The organism is Desmonostoc muscorum LEGE 12446, from assembly GCF_015207005.2.
GTDB classification, from domain to species: Bacteria; Cyanobacteriota; Cyanobacteriia; order Cyanobacteriales; family Nostocaceae; genus Nostoc; species Nostoc muscorum.
This window is the reverse complement of record NZ_JADEXS020000002.1, coordinates 327516-350370: the sequence shown is the minus strand read 5'-3', so window position 1 is coordinate 350370 and position 22855 is coordinate 327516. Positions and strand designations below refer to the sequence as shown.

Genomic DNA, 22855 nt, shown 5'->3' with positions numbered 1-22855 from the left:
AAAATTCAGATTTCAGGCGTAGGCGCAGCCCGCCGCAGGCATCGCTTTATCACTCAATTTTTGGCGAAACATATTTTTGAACCATATTGTGGACATTTTGAATTATATTTTGACCGAAAGTTTAAAATTTTCGACTAAATTAGTGTGTCTTGCTCGGCATTTTTTACCAAGTCTAAAAATAAAACTTTTGGTCGTATTATGGTTCATATTTAAAACACGCGGACATAATTTGATTCATAAAGCTAAGTTATTGATTGGCTCAAAAGCTTGAAATTACGTTAACTTTTGGTCACGTTATGGTTCAAAATTTGGTCACGCAGGGGGTAAAATCACAAAGACGAGCGTATTCTTCACCTGGGGGACAATGCCATTTGCCATCTGGGCTTTTGCAATAGCGATTTGGGTTCAATTCGGTCAACTTGTTGAGTTCAAGTTCTGTTTTGCATTCTTCCCAAAAAGCTGAATCTGTCCGAATGATAAAAAAATCGGCCGTGTATTGGTGTCTGTTTTGACGCCCACTTTTGCTTTGATAGACTAATTCTATTGCTGGTGGTTGGTCGTAATATTCGAGTACGGATGGGTCATGTTCTAGTTCATAAATACGCGCTAATTCGTTATGGTGGCTCTCGAATTGAATTGTTACTCCCATTTTTCTTGAGGGGTAACTGCCACAAACGTTTTTCCTTGCCCCAGTTACTCGACGAGATGGGTTGGTGCTGCGAATCTCCTCAATTATTGCCTGCGCTGCTTGAGTTAGGTGTTGTTGATGGCACCAGTTGTTAAACTCTTGGTTGTCAAGCATAATTCTAGGTTAGGAGAGAGTGTTGCGCTCATTAGTCTCTCCTACTGTTTATCTCAGCACAACGCTGTATATTTATGAACGAAGTGTTGAAAATGTTTGCTCAACTTATAGTTTCTAAATAACATTTTTGCTCAACTTATGCTTTCATGACTCCTATATCTGCTTGTTCCTGCTGACGGGGTTAATACGGTTTCAAGCAATCTGTTGCTCAACTTATGCTTTCACAGTTGCTCAACTTATAATTACAGTGACAACAGCTGTGACTTTAGCCATAAGTTGTCAAAATCAGACAACTTATGCCTTGTAATCAAGTCGGACAACTTATGCTTGGATTTTTGGGTTGAAGGAAAATAAAGTAGAGCTGTTGTTATCTTGTTGCTTGCCTTACTGAATTTCGAGCAAGTTTAAACCCTCGACAGGAGATAAACTAAGCTTGTAACACCATCTCAGAAACTTGTATAAAGTAGGCAATGTTCGTTTAGGCGTAACTTTTGTTTCTCTGATGAGGGGATTTGTGTGGAGTGAGGGAGTAGCAGCAAGCAGATTTCCAAGAGCTTGAGCAATCCACAAATCCCGATCAAATTTGCGCCCTTTGCTTCGGCTATGACTCGGTACGTCAAGATTGCGCCCAAGCCAAGCACCACACTCGTGACAGTAGCCGTTTAATTTCTGAGGTTGGAAAAAAGGTTGGGTATGACCGTAGCACAAACAGTAGACCTCTTGCAAAATTATTTTATGGTAAGATGATGAATTTTGCCGTGTGAATCAATTTGGATATGCGATACGAGCAAACAAAAAAGTTATCTAACCGAGAGTTCAAACGTCTAGTTGGGGTGCAACGGCATACATTTGATGAGATGGTCAAAGTCATGCAGGATGCCGCCAGTCCCAAAAAAACTCGGGGCTGCCCAAATAAACTAGATTTGTCAGACCAAGTTTTGATCTGCTTGCAGTATTGGCGAGAATATCGAACTTACTTCCATATAGCTGGTGATTGGCAGATATCTGAATCAACTGTTTGTCGCATAGTTCATCGTGTTGAAAGCGTGTTAGTCAGTTCTGGAAGGTTTCGTCTACAAGGAAAAAAGTCATTGTTGACTCAGGAGCAGAAACCGAAAACAGTTGTGATGGATGTCACCGAAAGTCCCATTGAACGTCCAAAATCTGGGCAGAAACGTTTCTACAGTGGTAAACAAAGACGACATAAGTAATTAAACAAAATTAATTACACAAATGAATATATAATATACTCTCAGAATATTTTGGATAATAATTAGAGTTAAAATGATTTTTTTGAGAGAAATCAATCCTCTTTCTTTGAAACTACTGGAGCGAATATATCGCCAAAGCAGATATCATCAGGTGCGCCAAAGAGCACATTTCTTAATTTTAGCTAATCAAGGAGTAGAGTTACAAGAATTAATGAAAATATTTAATGTTAGTTATAAGACTATCTATAACTGGATAAATCGTTGGGAATCATCAGGGATGGTTGGACTTTATAATAAACTAGGAAGAGGTAGAAAACGAATATTTAAACCAGAACAAGAAGCAAAAATTAGAGAGTGGGCGAAACTTGAACCAAGACAATTAAAAAAGACGCTACAAAAAATTAAATCAGAATGGGATATTGAAGTTAGCACTGAAACTATTAAAAGAATATTAAGAAATTTTTATATGACTTGGCATCGAATGCGACGAGATGTTGGAGGAGAGCCAGATCCTATAGAATACAAGGAAAAATCTGCACAGTTAACAGAGTTTAAACGATTAGAAGACGAAGGTAAAATTAACTTATATTACTTAGACGAAACCGGATTTTGTTTAATTCCTTCTGTTCCTTATGGATGGCAAGATATCGGAGAGTACTTAACTATTACTAGTCGCCGTAGTGCGCGCCTAAATGTTTTAGGAATCATGAATCGAAATAATCACCTTGAAGCTTATGTCTCTTTTCAAAGTATCAATTCAGATGTGATTATTGCTTGCATTGATACTTTCTTTCCCCAAGTAGATAAACCGACGGTAATTGTTGTTGATCAATCCTCTATTCATACCAGTGATATGATTATTGATAAAGTTGAAGAATGGCAAGAACGTGGCATTACCATCTTTCAATTACCTTCCTATTCACCAGAGCTAAATTTGATTGAAATTTTGTGGCGGTTTATTAAGTATCAATGGCTCGAAATAGATGCTTACAAAAATTGGCAAACCTTTGTCGCATCTGTCGAAAATATTCTCCGAGAATTTGGTAAAAACTATGTAATTAATTTTGTTTAGCTACTTACCCTCAAATCTCAATTTGTAATTGATCTTGAAACTTCACAAGTGCGCTGTGTTGCTAACGATTCCGGTCGTAGGCATGATTACAAACTGTTTATTCACAGCAAAGTACGTTTTCATGCCGATACCGAAAGTTTAGAAGATAGCGGTTATCAAGGAATTGCTAAATTTCATACTAATTGCCATCTACCTAGAAAGAAACCTAGAGGTGGTAAGTTAACCAAACAACTGGAGTTTAGACTAAAAGCAGGCGATCGCTAAAAAAGTGTGCGTGTTTTTTTGGTATACATTTTAACTTCTGGAGTTGAGACTATCAAGAAGAGCGATCGTTAACTCGATAAAAGATGTGTTGTTGGTATAAAATTTTGGGAAGGGCAGTCTGTGGTTAACACAGACGCCCTTCAGTGGAAGATGAGATTTGAACCACTAATTCTCATCTGCCAATATGAAAAGTGCCTTACTAAAAGAATTTCGTCAAGCAGCGTACAGCTATTTAGGTAGAGCGCATGATGCAACTTTTGAACTGATGGATGCAATATTACTGACGCGGAATGCCTACAGTTTGGCAGATTTATCGCTATCGCCAGTATTTAGAAGAAAGTGGCCAAGTATTTATGAAGCGTTACAAGATAGCAGACCACAGCGACAAAAATTGATGCAGTTATACATCAAACAGATGCCACAACAGGGTCGTCCGTTGTTGGCAGGCGACCACACTGCCTGGTCGCGCCCGGATGCGGTAACTCTTATTGAGAGGACAATTGAACACACCAGTGTTACCATAACCGGAAACAAACCAATTACCGTTGGTCAGGGATATAGTACCATTGCTTGGATACCAGAGGATTCTGGCAGTTGGGCGTTACCGTTGAGGCATGAGCGAATTACCAGTTGGGAAAATCCGATACAAAAGGCAACGTGGCAATTACAGCAAGTGTGTGAACATTTACCAACTAGACCAATTACAGTTTGGGATAGTGAGTATGGCTGCGCCCCTTTTGTGTTGAAGACGACTAATATCAAAGCGGACATTCTGGTACGTTTGCGTTCAAATCTTTGTTTATGGGGCGCACCACCACCATATTCTGGTAAAGGGCGACCCAGGAAACATGGTGATAAATTTAAACTCAATGATCCTTCTACATGGAGTGAAGCCAATGAGAGTATAGAAGTCAACCATCCTAAACTGGGACGGGTGAAGGTGAGCTTGTGGAAAAATTTACACTTTCGTCAAACGGCGACACGCCCAATGTCGCTGATTCGAGTTGAGCGTCTAGATGCAGAAGGCAACCTACGTATATCAAAACCTTTGTGGTTGGCTTGGGTAGGAGAGGAAATGCTTCCACTATCTCAAGTTTGGCAACTCTACCTCCGACGTTTTACTGTTGACCACTGGTATCGTTTTTTGAAGCAACGCTTGCACTGGACATTGCCTAAGTTGAGTAGTCCCAAGCAATCTGAGCATTGGAGTGACCTCATGCCTCTGATGACTTGGGAATTGTGGTTGGCTCGTGATATCGTTGCTGATAACCCTTTACCTTGGCAAAAATCATTAGACAATTTGACTCCTGGGAGAGTTGCTCAAGCGATGGGGAGTATTTTTGCGGTGATTGGTACTCCTGCCCGTTCGCCTAAACCTCGCGGAAAGTCTCCAGGCTGGAAACCAGGAAAACCACGACAACGTAGAATTCGCTATCCGATAGTCAAAAAAACTACAACTAAGCCTCGCAAAAAGCATCCAGAATCTGCTTAGTACCCTAGATTTTCATCTCTGAAGCCTGTTTCTTTTCAACTCAGCGTTGCTGGGTCGTTTCTTGTTGCTTAGTCTAAACTCCAGGTCTAAGGTAACGCTGGTTTTTGAACACGCCCTTCCCAATGTGTCAGGAAAGAGTGTGAAAGGCTTGCTGGTCGAATATCCGCCAGGTGGCTCAACACCTGCACATACCCATGCAGCCTCGGCTTTTATCTATGCAACAGTTCTGGAAGGTGCAATTCGTAGCAAAATCAATGATCATCCAGAGCAGGTGTATCACGCTGGTGAGAACTTTTTTGAACTACCTGGCGATCATCATCTCAAGAGCGCAAATGCCAGTGATACTCAACCCCTGCGCTTGCTAGCCGTCTTTATCGTCGATACCAATGAAGAGAACCTGACCACACTGGAAGACGAGTAAGACGCACCCATTGCACCGATATCACTCAACTTTATGTGCGTGAGCAGGACAATCCAGAATTATTTCATGACGCAGATCACCTAAAGCATATCAAGTCTAACAACTGCCGGCTCACTTGCTGTTACTTTCCTCGATTCCGAATGATTAAGTCGCGTTTTAACTCAACTAACTTGAGTGGTCTAAATTGAGCGATCGCAGAACAATGTGTGACTTAAAGGATAAGCTTGCCGCAACGATGGACGATAGCTTAGAGCTTTGTGTCACTTAAAGGATAAAGTGACCGTTTTTAAAGGATAAAGTGGCCGCAGAACAGAACCTATAACAGAAGCGTATTTGAAACAATTGAATGCGTTAGCGAAGCTTAACGAAGTTATCGCTTGTAAAGTATGGCGAAAATACGGCAACGCAAAAATAAGTATTCCAGGTTTTAAGGGCGGCCACTTTATCCTTTAATTCCGGCCATCTTTTCCTTTAAGTGACACAGAGTGAAGTATTTCGTGACCGTTTGGCTAAATTATCGTTCAAATCACAATTGCTATAGCTCCTTTCTACAAGGATTTTGGATTGTTTGTTGCTTCTCAGTATTTATACAGTTATTAAAGACTTAATAAAGATATGTTTTTATACTAAAAATATGTAAAAATGAATTATATTGAAAAAATTATTAAGTTATTAAATATTTCTTATTAATTTCGTATTAACCCCACTTTTGATCTGGTGACAGCTTCGCTACTGTTGCCAAATTCGTTTTAGCTGTGCCAAGAAAAATTATGACAACAAAAAGGTTAGTAACAACTGTGTCTCCAGTATTTCACCATAATTCCACGGCAATGATCGGTAGGGTTGTTTGTAGAGATGCCAACGTTAATGAGTATCAACAACTGGTTGCTAGTGTTGGTCTTACTAACACCCTTGTTGTCTTCGATAACCGTGTGCCAGATATAGACATACTTTACAGTGCGCTACAGCCAGATGCTTTTAGTTATACCCTAACTTCTGAAGATGATGCTTTATTGGCGATCGCACAATTACTAGCACAAACAGGCGCAAAGTATTTGGCAATTGTGGCGCATGGCGAACCAGGAACAGTATTCATTGGCGCACAGCCATTAAACCAAGAAGCGCTTCAGGTACAGTCGGCGTTGTTACAGAAGTGGGGCGTTGAGGAAATTGCGCTTTATAGCTGTGAGGTAGCAAAAGGCGATCGCGGCTGGCAGTTTGTGCAGCAATTGAGCGAGTTGACTGGGGCAAACATCGCCGCTTCTTCCACTAAATTAGGCAACCTGGACTTGGGCGGTAATTGGGATCTTGATGTTTCTACTGGAACAATCACGTCACCTCTCGCGTTTACTCTCGAAGCGATCGCCACCTATCCCTCCATTCTGCCAACCGGAGATTTAGATCCTACCTTTGGCTCTGGAGGGATCGTAAGTACTAGGATTTATGGTTACAATGACTGGATTTATCAAGTAAAAATACAGGCGGATGGCAAAATTGTTGCTGGAGGTCATACTTATAATGGCAATGATCATGATTTTGCCTTAGTTCGCTACAACCGTGATGGTACTATAGACAATACTTTTGGCAACTCGGGGAAAGTGATTACTGACCTTAGTGGTTCCTCTACTGATATTGCCAATGGCATTGCTTTACAAAGCGACGGTAAAATCCTTGCTGCTGGTTACACACTGGCTAATAGTAATTTCTCCAACTATAACTTTGCTTTAGTCCGTTATAACTCGGATGGTACCCTTGATAACTCCTTTGGGATTGAGGGCAAAGTCATTACTGACTTCAATCAATCAAGTTCTGATAATGGCAATGCTATTACTATTCAAAATGACGGCAAAATCCTTGTTACAGGTTACACTACGGGGTTTGGTTTTCTTGACTTTGGGCTAGCCCGCTATAACGCTGATGGTACCTTAGATGCAACTTTTGGCAATAATGGTAAAACATTTGCTAATTTCAGTGGGTATGGAGCTTACGGTCAAGCAATTGCCCTACAAGATGATGGCAAGATTTTTGTAACGGGTTATGTCTCAATTGGAGACGGTAATGATAATTTTGCTCTCGCCCGCTTTAACCCTGATGGAAGCCTTGATACAACTTTTGGCTCAAGTGGACAAATTATCACTGACTTCAATGGAAAAAACGATTCTAGCTTCAGTGTTGCTATCCAAGATGACAATAAAATCCTGGTTATAGGCACAACTTCTAATGGTACGGTCAACGAATTTGCACTATCACGCTACAACCCTGACGGCTCTCTTGATACGGCTTTTGGTACAAACGGCAAAGTTATCACACAAGTTAGTACTCCTAATGCCTATAACTTCGACGATTTTGCTGCGAGTGTAACTGTACAGTCCAACGGTAAAATCCTTGTTGCAGGAGGAGCATATGATAGCAACTTCGGGTCTGCCTCTAACTTTGCCTTAGTACGGTATAACTCTGATGGTTCTCTTGATAGTACGTTTGGCAATGGAGGAAGGGTTGTTACCAATACGGGTTATGGTGCCGGAAGCAGCGTTGTTTTACAAAGTGATGGCAACATTTTAGTGGCAGGAGGCGCTGGCCGGGAATTTACTCTGGTTCGTTACTTAGGCGATCCTTTGCCTGTCAACAGACCGCCAATTGTGGTTACGAACACTAATGATAGTGGTGTCGGTAGTCTTCGTGGAGCTATTGATGCTGCTAACAGCAATCCTGGGACAGACACTATTATCTTCAATATTGCAACCTCTGATCCAGGTTATAACACCAGCACAGGTACTTATACCATTAACCTACTTTCTGCTTTGCCAACCATAACAGATGCGATTATTCTCGACGGTACTAGTCAAGCTGGCTTTGCAGGTAGTCCCATCATTGAACTAAATGGTGCAAATGCTGGAAATGTGATGGGGTTAGTAATTGAAGCAGATAATAGTACTATCAAAGGTTTGGTAATCAATCGTTTTGAGCAGGGTTTTGGAATCTTTTTATTAGGCAATGGCAATAATACAATTCAAGGTAACTTCATTGGCACTGATGTTACTGGAACACTTGGTCTTGGAAATGCTGTAGGTATTTATTCTCTATCAAGCAACAATATTATCGGTGGTATAACTGCTGCTGCGCGTAATCTAATTTCTGGTAACAATAATGGCGGTAATGGTAGCGGTATCTTTATTGGTAACTCTCAGGAAAACCAGATTTTAGGAAACTATATTGGTACGGATATTACAGGTACTTCAGCGTTAGGAAATGGTTATGGTATAAGCATTTATGATGCTAGTACTGGCAATATTATTGGTGGTACAGTACCCGGTGCTAGGAATATCATCTCTGGCAATCAATTAGGAGTTTATATACAAGAAGGTGGCAAGAATCAGATTTTAGGAAACTATATTGGTACGGATGTCACAGGTACTTTAGCGCTAGGAAATAATAATGGTATCAGGGTAAATGATTCTCCGAATAATATCATTGGCGGACTCACAGCTTCAGAGCGGAATGTTATCTCTAGTAATGTAGTGGGTGTGTATGTTATTAATGCAAACAGCACCAATAACCAAATTGTCGGAAACTACATTGGCACAGATACAACCGGAACAGTTGCGCTGGCAAATTCAGATGGTGTTGACATTAGTTCCGCACCCAGTAATAACGTTCGTAACAATGTTATTTCTGGCAATAGTATTGGTGTTACTATTGCTGGCTCAACCGCAACAGGAAACCAAATTCAAGGAAACTGGATTGGTACAGCAAACGATGGTGTCAGCCCATTAGGAAACCAGTTTTTTGGGGTAGGGCTTCAGTCATCCGCCAGCAACAATACAATTGGTGGTACTGGAACAGGAGAAGGCAATGTCATTGCTTTTAATTGGCAAGGTGGCGTATATACCTACAATGCTAGCACTGGTAATGGAATCTTATCAAATCTTATCTTCTCCAATTCTGGCTTAGGAATTGACCTAGGCCTCAACGGTGTTACCCGTAATGATTTGGGAGATGGAGACACTGGCTCCAATCAGCTTCAAAACTTCCCAGTGCTTACCTCTGCAATGTCGGGTAATGGCACAACGGTGATCGCTGGTACTCTCAATAGCATCCCCAACAGCATCTTTAGGATCGAGTTTTTTGCCAATAGCAGATTAGATTCTACTGGTTATGGTGAAGGACAAACCTACTTGGGTTTTGTAAGCACTATAACTGATGGACTGGGTAATGCTAACTTTAGCATCAACCTAGCCACCTCGGTTTCTGTAGGCCACTTTATCACAGCAACGGCAACTGATGCTGACAACAACACGTCGGAATTTTCTCAAGGTTTTACCGTTAGACAACCGAACAGTACCCCAACAGATCTAAGCCTCAGTGCGACCAGTGTGAATGAAAATGTTGAAGCTAATACCGTCATCGGTACTCTCAACACCATTGGTACTGACGCAGGCAACACCCACACTTACAATCTCGTTTCCGGTATTGGCAGCAGTGATAACGCTTCCTTCAGCATTGTCAACGGCAACCAGCTACGTCTCAATGTCTCCCCTGACTACGAAACTAAGCCAATCTATAGCATCCGAGTCCGCACCACTGACCAGGAGGGATTGAACTATGAAGAAGCCTTGACTATTAGTGTCAATAACCTCAACGAAGCCCCCACCGTTGCCAACTCAATCGCAAATCAAACGGCGATTGAAGATGTGCTTTTCAATTACACCATTCCCAGCAATGCATTTGCCGATCCCGATGGTGATGTGCTGGCTTATACAGCAATTCTGGCAGATGGCAGCGTACTACCAAATTGGCTCACGTTCAATCCCACAACTCGCATCCTTAGTGGCACCCCAGATAATACTGATCTAGCACCCCTTAATATCAAAGTCACTGCCACTGATCCATCTGGTGTTGGGGTATCTCAACTGTTTCAAGTTGCTGTTGAGCCGACGGATGATCCAACGGTAATTAATGCACCAGCTCAACAGACAATTAACGAAGATACTTCCCTAATCTTTAGGAGCGCAGCCGGTAACGCGATTACGCTCAACGATGCAGATGCAGGAAATTCCCTGTTGCAAGTATCTCTATATGTCACAAACTATTCTGGTTCTGGCACTCCAGGTTATCTCTACTTGGGCGATACCAGTGGATTGAGCTATGTTTCCGAAGACAGTACATCTTTCACGGGAACGCTTGCAGCGATCAATGCTGCACTCGAAGGCCTAAGCTTCTATCCCAGTAGCGATTACAATGGCACTGCGAATCTACAAGTAATGGTGTCTAATCCAGTCACTCTATCATCGAGCAGTAATACTATTTCAATTCTGGTCAATCCAGTAAACGATGCGCCTAACCTCCATCTGGGTATTGCGCCAACGGTGAATGAAGATGAGCCTTTTAGTTTCTCCTTCTTCCAAGCCTCCGATCCAGACGAACGCTACTCTGGCACAGTTCCGATTACCTATAGTGCTAAACTTGCTGATGCTTCTGACTTGCCAGACTGGATTAGTTTTGACCCCAATAGCCGCACCTTCAGTGGCACGCTAACCAATGCCAATGTTGGCACCCTTAACATAGAAGTCACCGCTTCTGATGGGGAAGACTCCTCCAGTGAAGTTTTTACCCTGACCATTGCTAGCGTCAACGATGCACCAATAGTACAAAACCAGATTCCGGCTCAATTTGTCTTAGAAGATTCTCTGTTCACATTCACCATCCCGGAAAACACTTTCACTGATGCAGACGGGGATACACTCACATATACTGCTATCAAAGCTGACGGTTCTGCACTTCCTGATTGGCTTAACTTCGATGCTGCGACTCGTACCTTTAGCGGCACACCTCCTCAGGATGCAGGTATGCCTAGCATCACCGTTACGGCTTCCGATGGGCAGGTTTCTACCAGTACAACGTTTCCTATCTCGGTTATTAACGTCAATGATGCACCCCAACTGATCAGCGAAATTCCAGATCAGGCGATCGCACAAAACAACTCATTCTCTCTTTACTTTGGTGATTATTTTTCTGATCCCGACAGTGGCATAATCTACACTGCCAAACTTGAAGATGGCAGTCCTCTGCCTAATTGGCTCACGTTTATGGACAGTAGCATTGTCGGTACACCTGGCAATAGCGATGTAGGCACACTCAACATCAGAGTCACAGCCGCCGATAATCAATATGAAGTGAGCAATGTCTTTACCCTAACGATTACTGATGTCAACGATGCACCGACGGCAGTAGTGCTTTCCAATACAATTACTGAATTGGCAGAAAACACTGCTATCGGTGAGGGCATAAAAGTGGCGGACATTGCTATCACGGATGATGCTCTAGGTACGAACGCCCTTTCACTGGATGGTGCTGACAAAGATAATTTCGAGATCCGTGGCAACAGTCTCTACTACACTGGTACTAGCCCTGACTTCGAGACTCAATCTAGCTACGCGGTCAAAGTCATTGCCACAGATGCAGAACTCAATGTCTCAGTTAGCCAATCCTTCACCCTCAGCATCACGGATGTTAACGAAATTCCTGTTGACACCACACCACCAGATGCTCCTGCGATCGCCCCAATCACAGCAGACAATATCGTCAACAGTAGCGAGAAAACCGCAGGGGTCAGTGTTTCCGGTACAGCTGAAGCTAATAGCATCATCAAGGTGATCTGGGGTAACACCTCTTTAGAAGCCACCGCAGATGCAGACGGAAACTGGAGTCGTTTGTTTAGCAGCAATCAGATTCCATCTGATGGTGATACAATCATCAGCGCTACGGCAACTGATGCTGCGGGTAACATCAGCATTGCTGGTGTGCGATCGGTTCTCATCGACACCATTGCCATAACTCCAAGCATCAGCCCCATTGGAGGAACAGACAATATTGTCAGCTTGGTAGCAGGCGATGCTAAAGTTACCGGAACAGCAGAATCGGGTAGTATTGTGACCTTGAAATCAAATAATACGGTTTTAGGCACAACAACTGCTCTCAGCAATGGTACCTGGGCTTATACACTAACCTCAGCAAATATTACTGCGATCGGACAAGGTGTTAATAAGAGCATTAGTGCCACAGCAACTGATACAGCAGTAAATACCAGTGTTTCCTCAGCATCTGAGACATTTGCCGTCGATACGATCGCGCCTAATGCCCCAGCAATTAGCAGCATTACAGATAACGTCGGTTCGATTATCGGCAGCATTGCCAATGGCGCAAGTACCGATGACACTACTCCAACCTTTGTCATCGGTTTGACTGGCACCAACGCTGTTGCTGGTAATACTGTCAGGCTCTTTAATGGCTCTACTCAAATTGCTGCTCAGGTTCTCACCAGTTCTCACATCACAGCAAAAAGCGTCTCCATTACACCTACAGCATTAGCCCAGGGCGATTACTCGATCACCGCAACTATTACTGATGCGGCTGGCAACCAGAGTGTTGGTTCCACAGCCCGCACCTTCACCCTAGATACTACTGCTCCTGTTGCACCCACAATCAATCAAGTAACAACTGACAATATCGTCAACAATGCAGAGAGAAATGCCGGGGTGATTCTCTTTGGGAATGCGGAAGCAAATAGCACAGTCAGCGTCAAATGGGGAAGTACAACCCTGACAACGACAGCAGATGAGAATGGAAACTGGAGCCGTGTCTTTACTACTGCTCAAATTCCTACAACTGGAAGTACCACGATTACAGCCACAGCCAAGGATGCGGCCGGGAACACCAGCATTGCTGGCACTCGTACAGTGCTGATTGACACAATTGCAAATACGCCAAGCTTATCACTGGTAAGTGATTCGGGTCGCTCAACTACCGACAAAATCACCAACTCTGGTGCGGTGAAACTTACTGGACTCGAAAGCAATGCAACCTGGGAGTACAGTACTGACAACGGTCAAAACTGGCTCAACGGTTCTAGGACAAGCTTTACACTCACAGGCGATGGCGTTAAGGCTGTTGTTGTGCGTCAAACAGACTTAGCCGGGAATACCTCAACCTCAACTCCCAACCCATTCACCTTCACCCTAGATACTACTGCTCCTGCTGCGCCTACAATCAATCAAGTAACAACTGACAATATCGTCAACAATGCAGAGAGAAATGCCGGGGTGATTCTTTCTGGGAGTGCAGAGGCAAATAGCACAGTCAGCGTCAAATGGGGAAATACAACCCTGACAACGACAGCAGATGAGAGTGGAAACTGGAGTCGTGCCTTTACTACTGCCCAAATTCCCACAACTGGCAGTACCACAATTACAGCCACAGCCAAGGATGCCGCCGGGAACACCAGCATTGCTGGCAGTGGTACAGTAGTCATTGATACAATTGCAAATACGCCCACCTTATCACTAGTCAGTGATTCGGGTCGCTCAACTACCGACAAAATCACCAACTCTGGTGCGGTGAAACTGACCGGACTCGAAAGCGGTGCAACCTGGGAATACAGTACTGACGATGGTCAAAACTGGCTCAACGGTGCTGGAACAAGTTTTACACTCACAGGCGATGGCGTTAAGGCTGTTGTTGTGCGTCAAACAGACTTAGCTGGGAATACCTCAACCTCAACTCCCAACCCATTCACCTTCACCCTAGATACTACTGCTCCTGTTGCACCCATCATCAATGGATTCAACAATGTTAGCGGCACATTAACCATCATAGGTACAGCCGAAGTAGGTAACACTGTTGCTGTCTTCAGGGACAGTACTTCTCTAGGCACAGCTGTTGCTAATAGCAATAGCACTTGGAATTTCAACACAACTAATATTACCAGTGGAAGCTTTAGCATCACTGCCAGGGCTACGGATGTAGCAGGCAATATCGGCTCTTTCTCTGCTGCGTCCAACGTTATTGCTGGCACTTCAGCAAACAATACCCTCAATGGAACTGTCAATAATGATGTTATTGTCGGCTATGCTGGCAACGATACCCTTAATGCTGGTGCAGGTGATGATATTCTATTGGGTGGGGACGGCCATGACTTCCTCCTTGGTGGAGATGGTAATGATTTCCTAGTTGGTGGCGCTGGTAATGACACCCTCACAGGCGGTAATGGTAAGGAGCAATTTGTTTACAAAGCAATTAGCGATGGGGGAACCATTGGCGATACCATTACTGACTTCAATCCCAGTCAGGATCAGCTTGTGTTGACTGATCTATTCCGTAGTTTGAATTACTCTGGGAGCGCTCCAATCAGCGATGGCTACCTACAGTTTAGCCAAGTTGGTGCCAATGCCCTAGTTCAGATTGATCAAGATGGGCTGGCAGGTGTAGCTACCTTAACTACGCTGGCAACATTAAACAACGTCAGTACAGGAAGTTTAATGATCGGTAGTAACGTTCTAGTATAGCGAGACTTTGTAAGAAAGTAGTACCGAGTCGGGCTAAAGAGTTGTTCTAGAGCTAATTTTACGTCAATTTCGTAATTGAGCAATAACTGTACTTGGTGGTACTAATTTACTTCGACAAGCCGTTATAAACTTGCTGAATAATACTTATCAATATAAGCCTGTTGGTGGTAAGTTTAACAAGTCTAACATTCGCCCAGAAAAGTTAAATTTTTGAATTTCTGGCTGTCATTACATGATAACAACTGTCCATATTAGGCGGCTTTTTACAGACAGTTAGTTCACTTACCCAAGATTTGTAAACATCTTCAACAATTCACCTCAGTACCAAGATTGAGAAGCATTCTAGTAGTCTGCCAACCCAAAAATGCGCTTGTGAGGACTGGGGAAAGGGGAAAGGGAAAAGGGTAAGGGATTTAAATCCTTTCCCCCTTCCCCCTTCCCCTTTACCCCGCCAAGTTCACTTGGCGAACTACTAGTGACACGCTAGCCAGATTTTCCCTAAAGTCACATACAATTTTGGGTGTTAGTTCCACACTGCTTCTAGGCGATCGCGATCAAGATGGTAAATAATCCTCAGTTTGACAACCTACCACCAATCAAGTTGATCCACATACAGGATCAAGCACCATCAACCCTACAGGGAGAATCTAGAAGCAGGGCAGGAAAAATAGCTGCAACCACTGATATCCGGTGGGTAAAAGTTCTGGAATTTTTACGCAGCAACAATCTCGCACCAAACAGCCGCAAGCTTTACGAACGTGAACTGAAGCGGTTTTTGGCTTGGAGTGAGCTGCACTATCATGAACTGCGTCCACGTCATCTTGCGCTATATAAAGAATATCTCCGTGATGAAATACAGACTGATGCAGGTAAACCGCTTTCAAAAAGCAGCATCAATGCAGGAGTTGCGGCACTCAAAAGCTTTTTCAAATGGATGTGCTATACGTATCCTGAAATTATTGCTACTAATCCTACACTGGGGATTAAACTGGAAAAAGTACCACTGCCACCAGCCCAGAGTTTAACCCCTCAACAGATGGAACAGGTTTGGTCAGCGTTGGAATTCTTGGGAGAAACAAGGCAACGGGATACAGCACTGGTTCACATTCTCAGTCATGGGCTGCGTGCTGGAGAAGTTGTACAGCTAAATGTTGGCTCATTTGATGGCAAGCTACTATTTTTACCAGACACCAAAACCAATGAACCACGCTTAGTTCCACTGCGAAAAGAAAGTCGGGAAGTTTTGGCAGAGTATTTGCTTACGCGCTCACAGCAAGGAGAGGTCTTAAACAGCGACTCCCCACTGATGATTTCACACCATGCTTCATACAAAGGTGAACGCTTGAGTTATCACGGCATTTACTTCGCTGTAGAAAAAATTGGTGAAATAGCTCATATTGAGGATTTGCACCCTCACTCCTTTCGACATACTTACGCTACTGACTTATTGCTATTGGGAGTTGACCCCAGCCATGCACGAAAATTAACAGGACATCAAAGTGAGAAAGCGTTTCGACGGTATACCCTTCGCAGCGAACAAGAAGCTGCGATCGCTGCTTACTATCGTGCAATCGGAGAGGAAGTGGAGTAAAGTATGCCCAAGCCACTCGATCCCAAGTGTCAGTTATGTTCCAAACTACCAACTGCCCAAGCCAAGGTTTTACATGGAACAGCAGGGGACGGGTGTTGGAATCCCAAAGTCTGCCACAATCGCCGCTCATTCTATCGCCACCGCTCCCAGAAGAATTCAGCAGAAATTGATTCAGTAACAGTCGAACCACCAGCAACATATTTTGCAGTGCTATATCTATATAAAGAAGCGGGGGATAAACCATTACACGCTATGTCGGCAGAACTCTGGCTGGGGCAAAAGCCTATTTGTCGCCTGGAACCAATTCACTGCTTTGGGCTAACGGCTGGCAAGATCCGCGCCTATACAGATCAGGTGTTGCAGTCTTTTGCTAAACAATACGGTGTTTCACTATATCAATATAAGGATATGTTTGAGATTACCTCAAGCTACTGCCCAGTGCGGCCTTGCCCCTTGCATCCACAATCTTAGAGATGACCACATACCGCCAATTAACCATCTGGGATGTATTAGATGAGTTGTCTGAATCTCCACCAACTTCTTCCCTTGATGCTATGTGGGATTGTTTGGATGCCGAGCTAGAAAAATTACCCTTGGAGGCACAGTTATTAACCGCAGCGCTTGCCTTCAGTCAAATTGCGGATATTCTTAAGTCTCGTGCCGAAGTGCTGTTGCAAGATACCCGCGATGGGCTACGCCCCGCCGTAGGCGATCGCAATAGTCTTTTGGGGCCTGTTGTTAGCACCGATCTCTTTGCTGGTCTGGTGCGGACAACAATGCACCTAGATTTAGATGATTTGATTGAACCGCAAACACCACAAACCTTTAAACCACATGGCCCACACCAATTTTCATCTCCTACTGAGTTGGGTGATTCTGTAGTAGCACCCGTTGAAAAAGCGAATGTTTTGGCAATGCTTGATGAGGTAACAACTTTAGAAGATGTCCGCAATTTGGCATCAGATGAGGATGTCCAAAAATGGCAAAGTGCCATCGCCAACTACTTGATAAATGTCAAAGATGAGATTTCTTTAGTTAGACTGCAACGTGTGTTGCAAATGCCGATGGTAGAAGTATGGTTGGGATTATTGCTGGGTGGGTTTACCTTGGAGCAACGTGGAGATTTTTATCACAACCATAATGTCTGGGTGAAAAGCTCTCCTTCCTACTACCAATAACAATACATTCGCCATATAGGAGAGTCCTGCCTGCTCCCTCTACGATTTGCTCCGCTAACGCTCTTAGGAGAAGAATGGGAAATTGAACATGATGAAACTTTGGTAGACTTGCTCTCGAAACTGCAAGATAAAAGTTGCCTAGAACCGATTAGTGAGCTTGATAATTTGCAAGGTACTCTTCGAGAATATCAAAAACACGGTGTTTCCTGGCTTCAATACTTGGAACGCGATCACAATCTCAAAATTTTCTTAGTTTTAATCATTAAATATCAAGCAGATAAATGTTAACGGCTTAAATTCAAGATTAAAATCATGATTTTCACTTGCGAAGGTAGTCCGAAATTAGCAATTCTGACAAAAGAAGGTTTTGTCGCAAAAAATTACTTTTGTCAGTAATTAGCAACGCTGTCAATAATAGTACAAGCAACTGCTTTCAATGAAGAACGATTGTCTCGTGTGTTTCCTGTGTTCCCGATTCAGCTGAGTTTCCCTAATCCCTATGAGTTACAAAAAATACATTGCTGGCATGACGAGCATTGCCAAACTAAAGCACCAATATTCCCAACACTTTCTTAATGCATTAGCTTACAAGCAAAGGCAGTATCCGCGATCGCAACCTACAGAGACCGGATATTAATAACTATTTAATACTTGCAATAACGCTTGAATACTTAGCAAGCGCGATGCAGATTTAGTTGGTGGACTGGTTGTGCTTAAAAATATCACTGATGACTAATAATTACTATTGACAGTAACTTTCAAGCGTAGAAGTAGAATATAAACATGGTAGAAAATAATGCAGCGAGATTTGCTTTAAGAACTGAGCTTTTATTACGTATAGATAATTTGGGACTACAGCAAAGCCTATTTCCAACCTCTGACGAACTTATTGATCAACTTATACAACAGTTGGAGGGCATAAGTCCTATTCCGCAACCACTTCAGCCTAACTATCTTCCTTCTCTATTAGGTAACTGGCAATTAGTGTATGCATCTGCTGGGACAATCGTCACACGCCAGATTGCATCAATTCCAGATTTTTTGGGTGTAATCAAAATTAAACGCGTGTGGCAAAGATTGGCTAGTGAGAGCAATGCCAGAAAAATCTCAGCCTCTAATAGCGCCCAGCTTGAATTACCCATTTTAGGTGAGTGGCAGTTACAAGCTAATGGACATTGGAAATGGGGTACGGATGAGAAAACTGCCACAGTGTCCTTTAACTCATTTTCCATACAAGCAACAAAACCTTTTGGGCTATCTAATTGGAGTTTTCCTGAGTTGAAAATACCAGTATTAGATTTTTTACAGAAAGAAGCTTTATGGATCACCTCCTACTTAGATCAAGAAATTAGGGTAGGACGAGGTGCAACAGATAATTTATTTGTATTTCGTCGTGATGTAACACCCTCAAATTAGCTCTCCCAAAGAAGTTTGACTCAATAAAGATAATTAAAAGCATAATTGAAAGTTGAGATGAAAAAAACCAATATTTTTCTTGTTTTTTGTCAGCAATTAGCTTTCATCTTTTATGTGTTATTTTCCTCATCTGTGATGGCACAGATTGTTCCAGATAACACATTATCTGTGAATTCTCTAGTTACTTCACAGAGTAATACCAACAATATTAATGGAGGAACGCAAGTAGGAAGAAATTTATTTCACAGCTTCGAGGAATTTTCTCTATCCACAGGTGATACCGCCTACTTTAATAATGCCTCGAATGTTCAAAACATTATTAGTCGAGTAACTGGTTTATCTATCTCTAACATCGATGGTTTACTGAAAGCTAACGGCAACGCTAACCTGTTTCTAATTAATCCTAACGGGATTATTTTTGGCCCCAATGCCACCCTAAATATCGGTGGCTCGTTCTTAGCTAGCACTGCTAACAGGATTAACTTTGCTGATGGCAGCCAATTCAGTGCAAAAAGTCCACAAAATCAACCCTTATTAACAGTAAGCGCACCTCTTGGCTTAGGATTTGATGGTAATCCAGGCGCAATTCAAGCTCAAGGTACAGGACACAATCTAAGTCTCAATAGCCCATTCTCGCCATTTATTAGAAGCATTAGCTCAGATGGCTTGCGTGTAAAGCCTGAGAAAACTTTAGCTTTAGTGGGCGGTGACATAGCTTTAGAAGGAGGCAAGCTTGAGGCGAGTGGAGGGCGGATTGAGTTAGGTAGCGTTGATAAAGGAATAGTAAGTATTAATACAGATTCTGCTGCTTGGACTTTCAACTATAAAGATGCATTGAGCTTTAAAAATATTCAACTATCTCAACAGTCAATAGCAGATGTCAGTGGCTCTGGTAGTGGTTTCATTCAAGCACAAGGTGCTGATGTGGAACTAGCAAGTGGCTCAATCTTTTTGATTCAAAACCAAGGGAATAAATTATCGGGTGACATTATTGTAAATGCCTCTGAAGAATTGAGAATAATAGGGACTTCTCTCAATGGAGTAATTCCTACTAGCTTGGTTAATGAAACTTTACTAGGAAATGGAGGAAGAATTGAAATTTCAACTCCAAATTTAATTATCGAGGACGGAGCAGCAATAGTTGCTAAAACTTACGGTGCAGGCAGAGGAGGGGATATCATTGTGAACGCTTCCGAATTCACTAAAGTTACTGGTGGCTCTGCTTCCGTTCTTCAGCTGCCCAGCAATATAACTACTGGAACCTTTGGCTCTGGAGATGGTGGCAATCTTACACTGTCTACGAAAAGTTTGTCTATACAAGATGGGGGAGAAATTCTCACTTCGGCTTTTGGTACTGGCAAAGGTGGTAACTTAACAGTTAATACTCCTCTATCTACTCAAGTAATTGGCTATTTATCAGGAAATTCGCAGCTTTCTAGTACTATTCTTACTAGAACTTCTGGCTCTGGTAATGCGGGGAATCTATTTCTTTCAACAGGATTTTTGATTGCCAAAGACGGAGGTATTATTGGTTCTTTAACTCTTGGAAATGGCTCTGGAGGGGAGGTAACTGTCAATTCTAACAACTCTATAGAACTTATTGGGCTAGTGCCAAATGTCTTTACTCCAAGCTCTTTGGTTACTGCAACTTATAGCAGCGGTAATAGTGGAAAATTAACAGTTAATACAAAAAAGCTAACAGTTAGGGATGGCGGAATAATTAATACTTCCACTCGCTCAACAGGGAAAGCTGATAGCCTTATCATTAATGCTTCTGATTCTATAGATGTAATAGGTAGAGTCCCAGGCGCTGTAAATCCCAGTCTCATAAATTCATCTGTTGTTGGTTCCAATAAAAGTTTTCAAGAGCTATACCTGTTGCCTTCAGTACTGAGAGGAGATTCGGGAAGTATCACAATTAATACTAAAAAATTAAATATTACAGACGGCGCTCTAATCAGCGTTAGAAACGACGGACCTGGCAACGCCGGCACACTTCAAATCAATGCCGATCAAATCAACATCACAAACAACGGTGGTATTACCGCGACCACTGCGGTTGGCGAGGGTGGCGATATTGGGATAACGTCGAAAATCATTCAACTACGCTCTGGCAATATTTCTGCAACTGCTGGTACACAAGGCACCAAGGGCAACGGCGGCAACATCCGCATCGACACAGACATCCTGACCGCCTTGAACAACAGTGCCATAACAGCAAATGCATACCAGGGGCGTGGGGGTAACATACGTATCAATACCAAGGGACTATTTATTTCCCCCGACACACAGATTACAGCCAGTTCTCAACGAGGAATTGACGGCACACTAGAGGTCAACTTTCAAAACAGAAATCCCAGCCTTACCAAAGTACAACCACAGACCATCCCCGAAGCTCCACAGATTGCATCAGTATGCCAGGGTCATTCTGATGGAGTAGCGAGTAGCTTTGTGAATGCTGGTACTGGGGGAGTACCAGCTAAACCCCAAGACCCACTGAGGAGTAACTCTACTTGGCAGCGTAATTCTGCGTGGCTTGAGTCTATCGATAATTCCAAGCAAGGAAGCTCACTGGTGAATGAAGAACCCACAAGAATTGTAGAAGCTCAAGGTTGGATATTGAATGCTAATGGAAATGTAGTGTTGACAGCAGAAGCCAATCCAATCAGCCCCTACGCCCAGGTGTTTGCTTCTAAATGTCAAGAGCAACACTCTACAGCACAAATATCATCTGTTACAGAAATAAGGAGGAATTAAGACGAACAGCGATCGCAATTAATCTACGGCTCTTTTTCTTAAAGTTTTACCCAATACCAATGATTCGTTTTCGATATTTTTTAAAATACCTATTACTAGGCATTCTAGCTTTAACTATCGCAGCAAACCAACCGTCTTTGATTCTGGCTCAGGAAGTAATACCAAGTTGCAGTCAGATGTAGTAGTCTAGAAAAAGAGATGACGAAAACAAAAGTGAAGTCTGACGGGTGTATATGGCTCAAGTAACGCAAGCTTTTCCCCATTTAGATTTAGAGACGGTAAAACAAAGAGTAAAATTAGCCCAATCGCATTGGGAGAGACAAAAATGGCTAGTGATATACAATGCGATCGCAGACCCAAGAACAGCAGCCGAGATAGCTTTACACGTAGGAGTATCCAAAGGATTTGTCAGGAAAATAATTCAGCAATACAACCGTCAAGGAGAAGTCGGGTTATCAACGCCAGGGAAAGGGGGTAGACATAATTGCTATTTAAGCTGGGAACAAGAAAAAGAACTGATAGATTCTTTTAAAGAAAAGGCGCGTCGTGGTCAGGTTGCAACCGCAATGCAAATCAAACTTGCCTATGAAAAAGAATATGGTTTTCCAGTGCATAAGACGACAATTTATCGGCTATTAGAACGGCATCAATGGCGTAAAATAGTCCCAAGACCAACTCATCCCAAAAAAGACCCAAATGCTGTTGATGAATTTAAAAAAACTTTCCTCAGCTAGTAGAACAAATAAATCAAACAAGAGAGTCATCTGATACTAGACCTGTAGTATTAATGGCAGGAGATGAAGGCAGATTTGGTCGGATTGGGGAGGTTCGGGCTTGTTGGTGTCCACAAGGTATACGCCCAACTGTACCAAAACAACAAGTCAGGCAGTATATTTATGCCTACGCCGCAGTTGCACCCGAATTAGGCAAGATGACCTGCTTAACTTTGCCTTATGCTAATACTAAAATGATGAATTTATTTTTATCACAAATTTCTCAAGAGTTTGCTGATTATTTTGTAATTTTACAGTTAGATAAAGCATCTTGGCATCGTTCTAATGCTTTAAAAGTTCCGGAAAATATTCGTTTAATTTTTCAACCTGCTCATAGCCCAGAATTAATGCCTGTTGAACACATCTGGGAAGATATTCGAGAAAAACACTTTTATAATCAAGTCTTTCCTACTTTAGACCAAGTTGAGGAGGTACTATGCCAGGGTTTAGTCGAGCTTTGTTCTGATAGCGATCGCCTGCGTTCTTTAACTTTCTTTCCCCATCTCAGAATACTACCTTTGAACGCAACTTAGTATA

Annotated in this window: 17 protein-coding genes; 15 read left to right on the top strand and 2 right to left on the bottom strand. The window is 42.7% G+C overall.

The window, feature by feature from the left end:
* Positions 1–301: 301 nt before the first annotated feature.
* Complete coding sequence (locus tag IQ276_RS37800; protein ID WP_193924249.1) at positions 302–802, bottom strand: TnsA endonuclease N-terminal domain-containing protein; 501 nt, start codon at positions 800–802, stop codon at positions 302–304.
* 384 nt (positions 803–1186) lie between these two features.
* Positions 1187–1528 carry a hypothetical protein gene (locus tag IQ276_RS37795; protein WP_235116468.1) on the bottom strand — a complete coding sequence of 114 codons (342 nt, stop codon included), beginning with the start codon at positions 1526–1528 and terminating at the stop codon, positions 1187–1189.
* Positions 1529–1578: 50 nt separating this feature from the next.
* On the opposite strand from IQ276_RS37795, the gene IQ276_RS37790 reads away from it, so the two are divergent.
* The 15 genes from IQ276_RS37790 to IQ276_RS37720 all read left to right on the top strand — a co-directional run bounded on the left by IQ276_RS37790 (position 1579) and on the right by IQ276_RS37720 (position 22851).
* Positions 1579–2013 carry a helix-turn-helix domain-containing protein gene (locus tag IQ276_RS37790; protein WP_193924255.1) on the top strand — a complete coding sequence of 145 codons (435 nt, stop codon included), beginning with the start codon at positions 1579–1581 and terminating at the stop codon, positions 2011–2013.
* Positions 2014–2086: 73 nt separating this feature from the next.
* On the top strand, positions 2087–3085 hold the full coding sequence (locus IQ276_RS37785) for an IS630 family transposase (RefSeq protein ID WP_193926121.1): 999 nt from the start codon (positions 2087–2089) through the stop codon (positions 3083–3085).
* A gap of 48 nt (positions 3086–3133) precedes the next feature.
* Positions 3134–3349 carry a hypothetical protein gene (locus IQ276_RS37780; RefSeq protein ID WP_235116467.1) on the top strand — a complete coding sequence of 72 codons (216 nt, stop codon included), beginning with the start codon at positions 3134–3136 and terminating at the stop codon, positions 3347–3349.
* A 184-nt stretch (positions 3350–3533) separates the two neighbouring features.
* A complete protein-coding gene (locus IQ276_RS37775; protein ID WP_235115471.1) occupies positions 3534–4841 on the top strand; it encodes an NF041680 family putative transposase in 1308 nt (435 codons plus the stop codon).
* 139 nt (positions 4842–4980) lie between these two features.
* Positions 4981–5262 (top strand): cupin domain-containing protein, encoded by a 282-nt coding sequence (locus IQ276_RS37770; protein ID WP_235116466.1) that lies wholly within the window; start codon positions 4981–4983, stop codon positions 5260–5262.
* Positions 5263–6059: 797 nt separating this feature from the next.
* Complete coding sequence (locus tag IQ276_RS37765) at positions 6060–14603, top strand: putative Ig domain-containing protein (RefSeq protein WP_235116465.1); 8544 nt, start codon at positions 6060–6062, stop codon at positions 14601–14603.
* 559 nt (positions 14604–15162) lie between these two features.
* Positions 15163–16194: a tyrosine-type recombinase/integrase gene (locus IQ276_RS37760; RefSeq protein ID WP_235116464.1), complete on the top strand. Its 1032-nt coding sequence runs from the start codon at positions 15163–15165 to the stop codon at positions 16192–16194.
* A 3-nt stretch (positions 16195–16197) separates the two neighbouring features.
* Positions 16198–16665 carry a hypothetical protein gene (locus IQ276_RS37755; protein WP_235116463.1) on the top strand — a complete coding sequence of 156 codons (468 nt, stop codon included), beginning with the start codon at positions 16198–16200 and terminating at the stop codon, positions 16663–16665.
* 2 nt (positions 16666–16667) lie between these two features.
* A complete protein-coding gene (locus IQ276_RS37750; protein ID WP_193922140.1) occupies positions 16668–17372 on the top strand; it encodes a hypothetical protein in 705 nt (234 codons plus the stop codon).
* A 99-nt stretch (positions 17373–17471) separates the two neighbouring features.
* Positions 17472–17660 (top strand): hypothetical protein, encoded by a 189-nt coding sequence (locus IQ276_RS37745; protein WP_235116462.1) that lies wholly within the window; start codon positions 17472–17474, stop codon positions 17658–17660.
* 211 nt (positions 17661–17871) lie between these two features.
* Positions 17872–18009, top strand: coding sequence for a hypothetical protein (locus IQ276_RS37740; RefSeq protein WP_193922138.1), 138 nt, complete (start codon positions 17872–17874; stop codon positions 18007–18009).
* A gap of 146 nt (positions 18010–18155) precedes the next feature.
* Positions 18156–18788, top strand: a complete 633-nt coding sequence (locus IQ276_RS37735) for a PAP/fibrillin family protein (protein WP_193922136.1) — start codon at positions 18156–18158, stop codon at positions 18786–18788.
* Between the two features lie 57 nt (positions 18789–18845).
* Positions 18846–21545: a two-partner secretion domain-containing protein gene (locus tag IQ276_RS37730; protein ID WP_193922134.1), complete on the top strand. Its 2700-nt coding sequence runs from the start codon at positions 18846–18848 to the stop codon at positions 21543–21545.
* Positions 21546–21778: 233 nt separating this feature from the next.
* On the top strand, positions 21779–22279 hold the full coding sequence (locus tag IQ276_RS37725; protein ID WP_235116256.1) for a helix-turn-helix domain-containing protein: 501 nt from the start codon (positions 21779–21781) through the stop codon (positions 22277–22279).
* Positions 22280–22287: 8 nt separating this feature from the next.
* Positions 22288–22851: an IS630 family transposase gene (locus IQ276_RS37720; RefSeq protein ID WP_309245649.1), complete on the top strand. Its 564-nt coding sequence runs from the start codon at positions 22288–22290 to the stop codon at positions 22849–22851.
* Positions 22852–22855 lie beyond the last annotated feature (4 nt).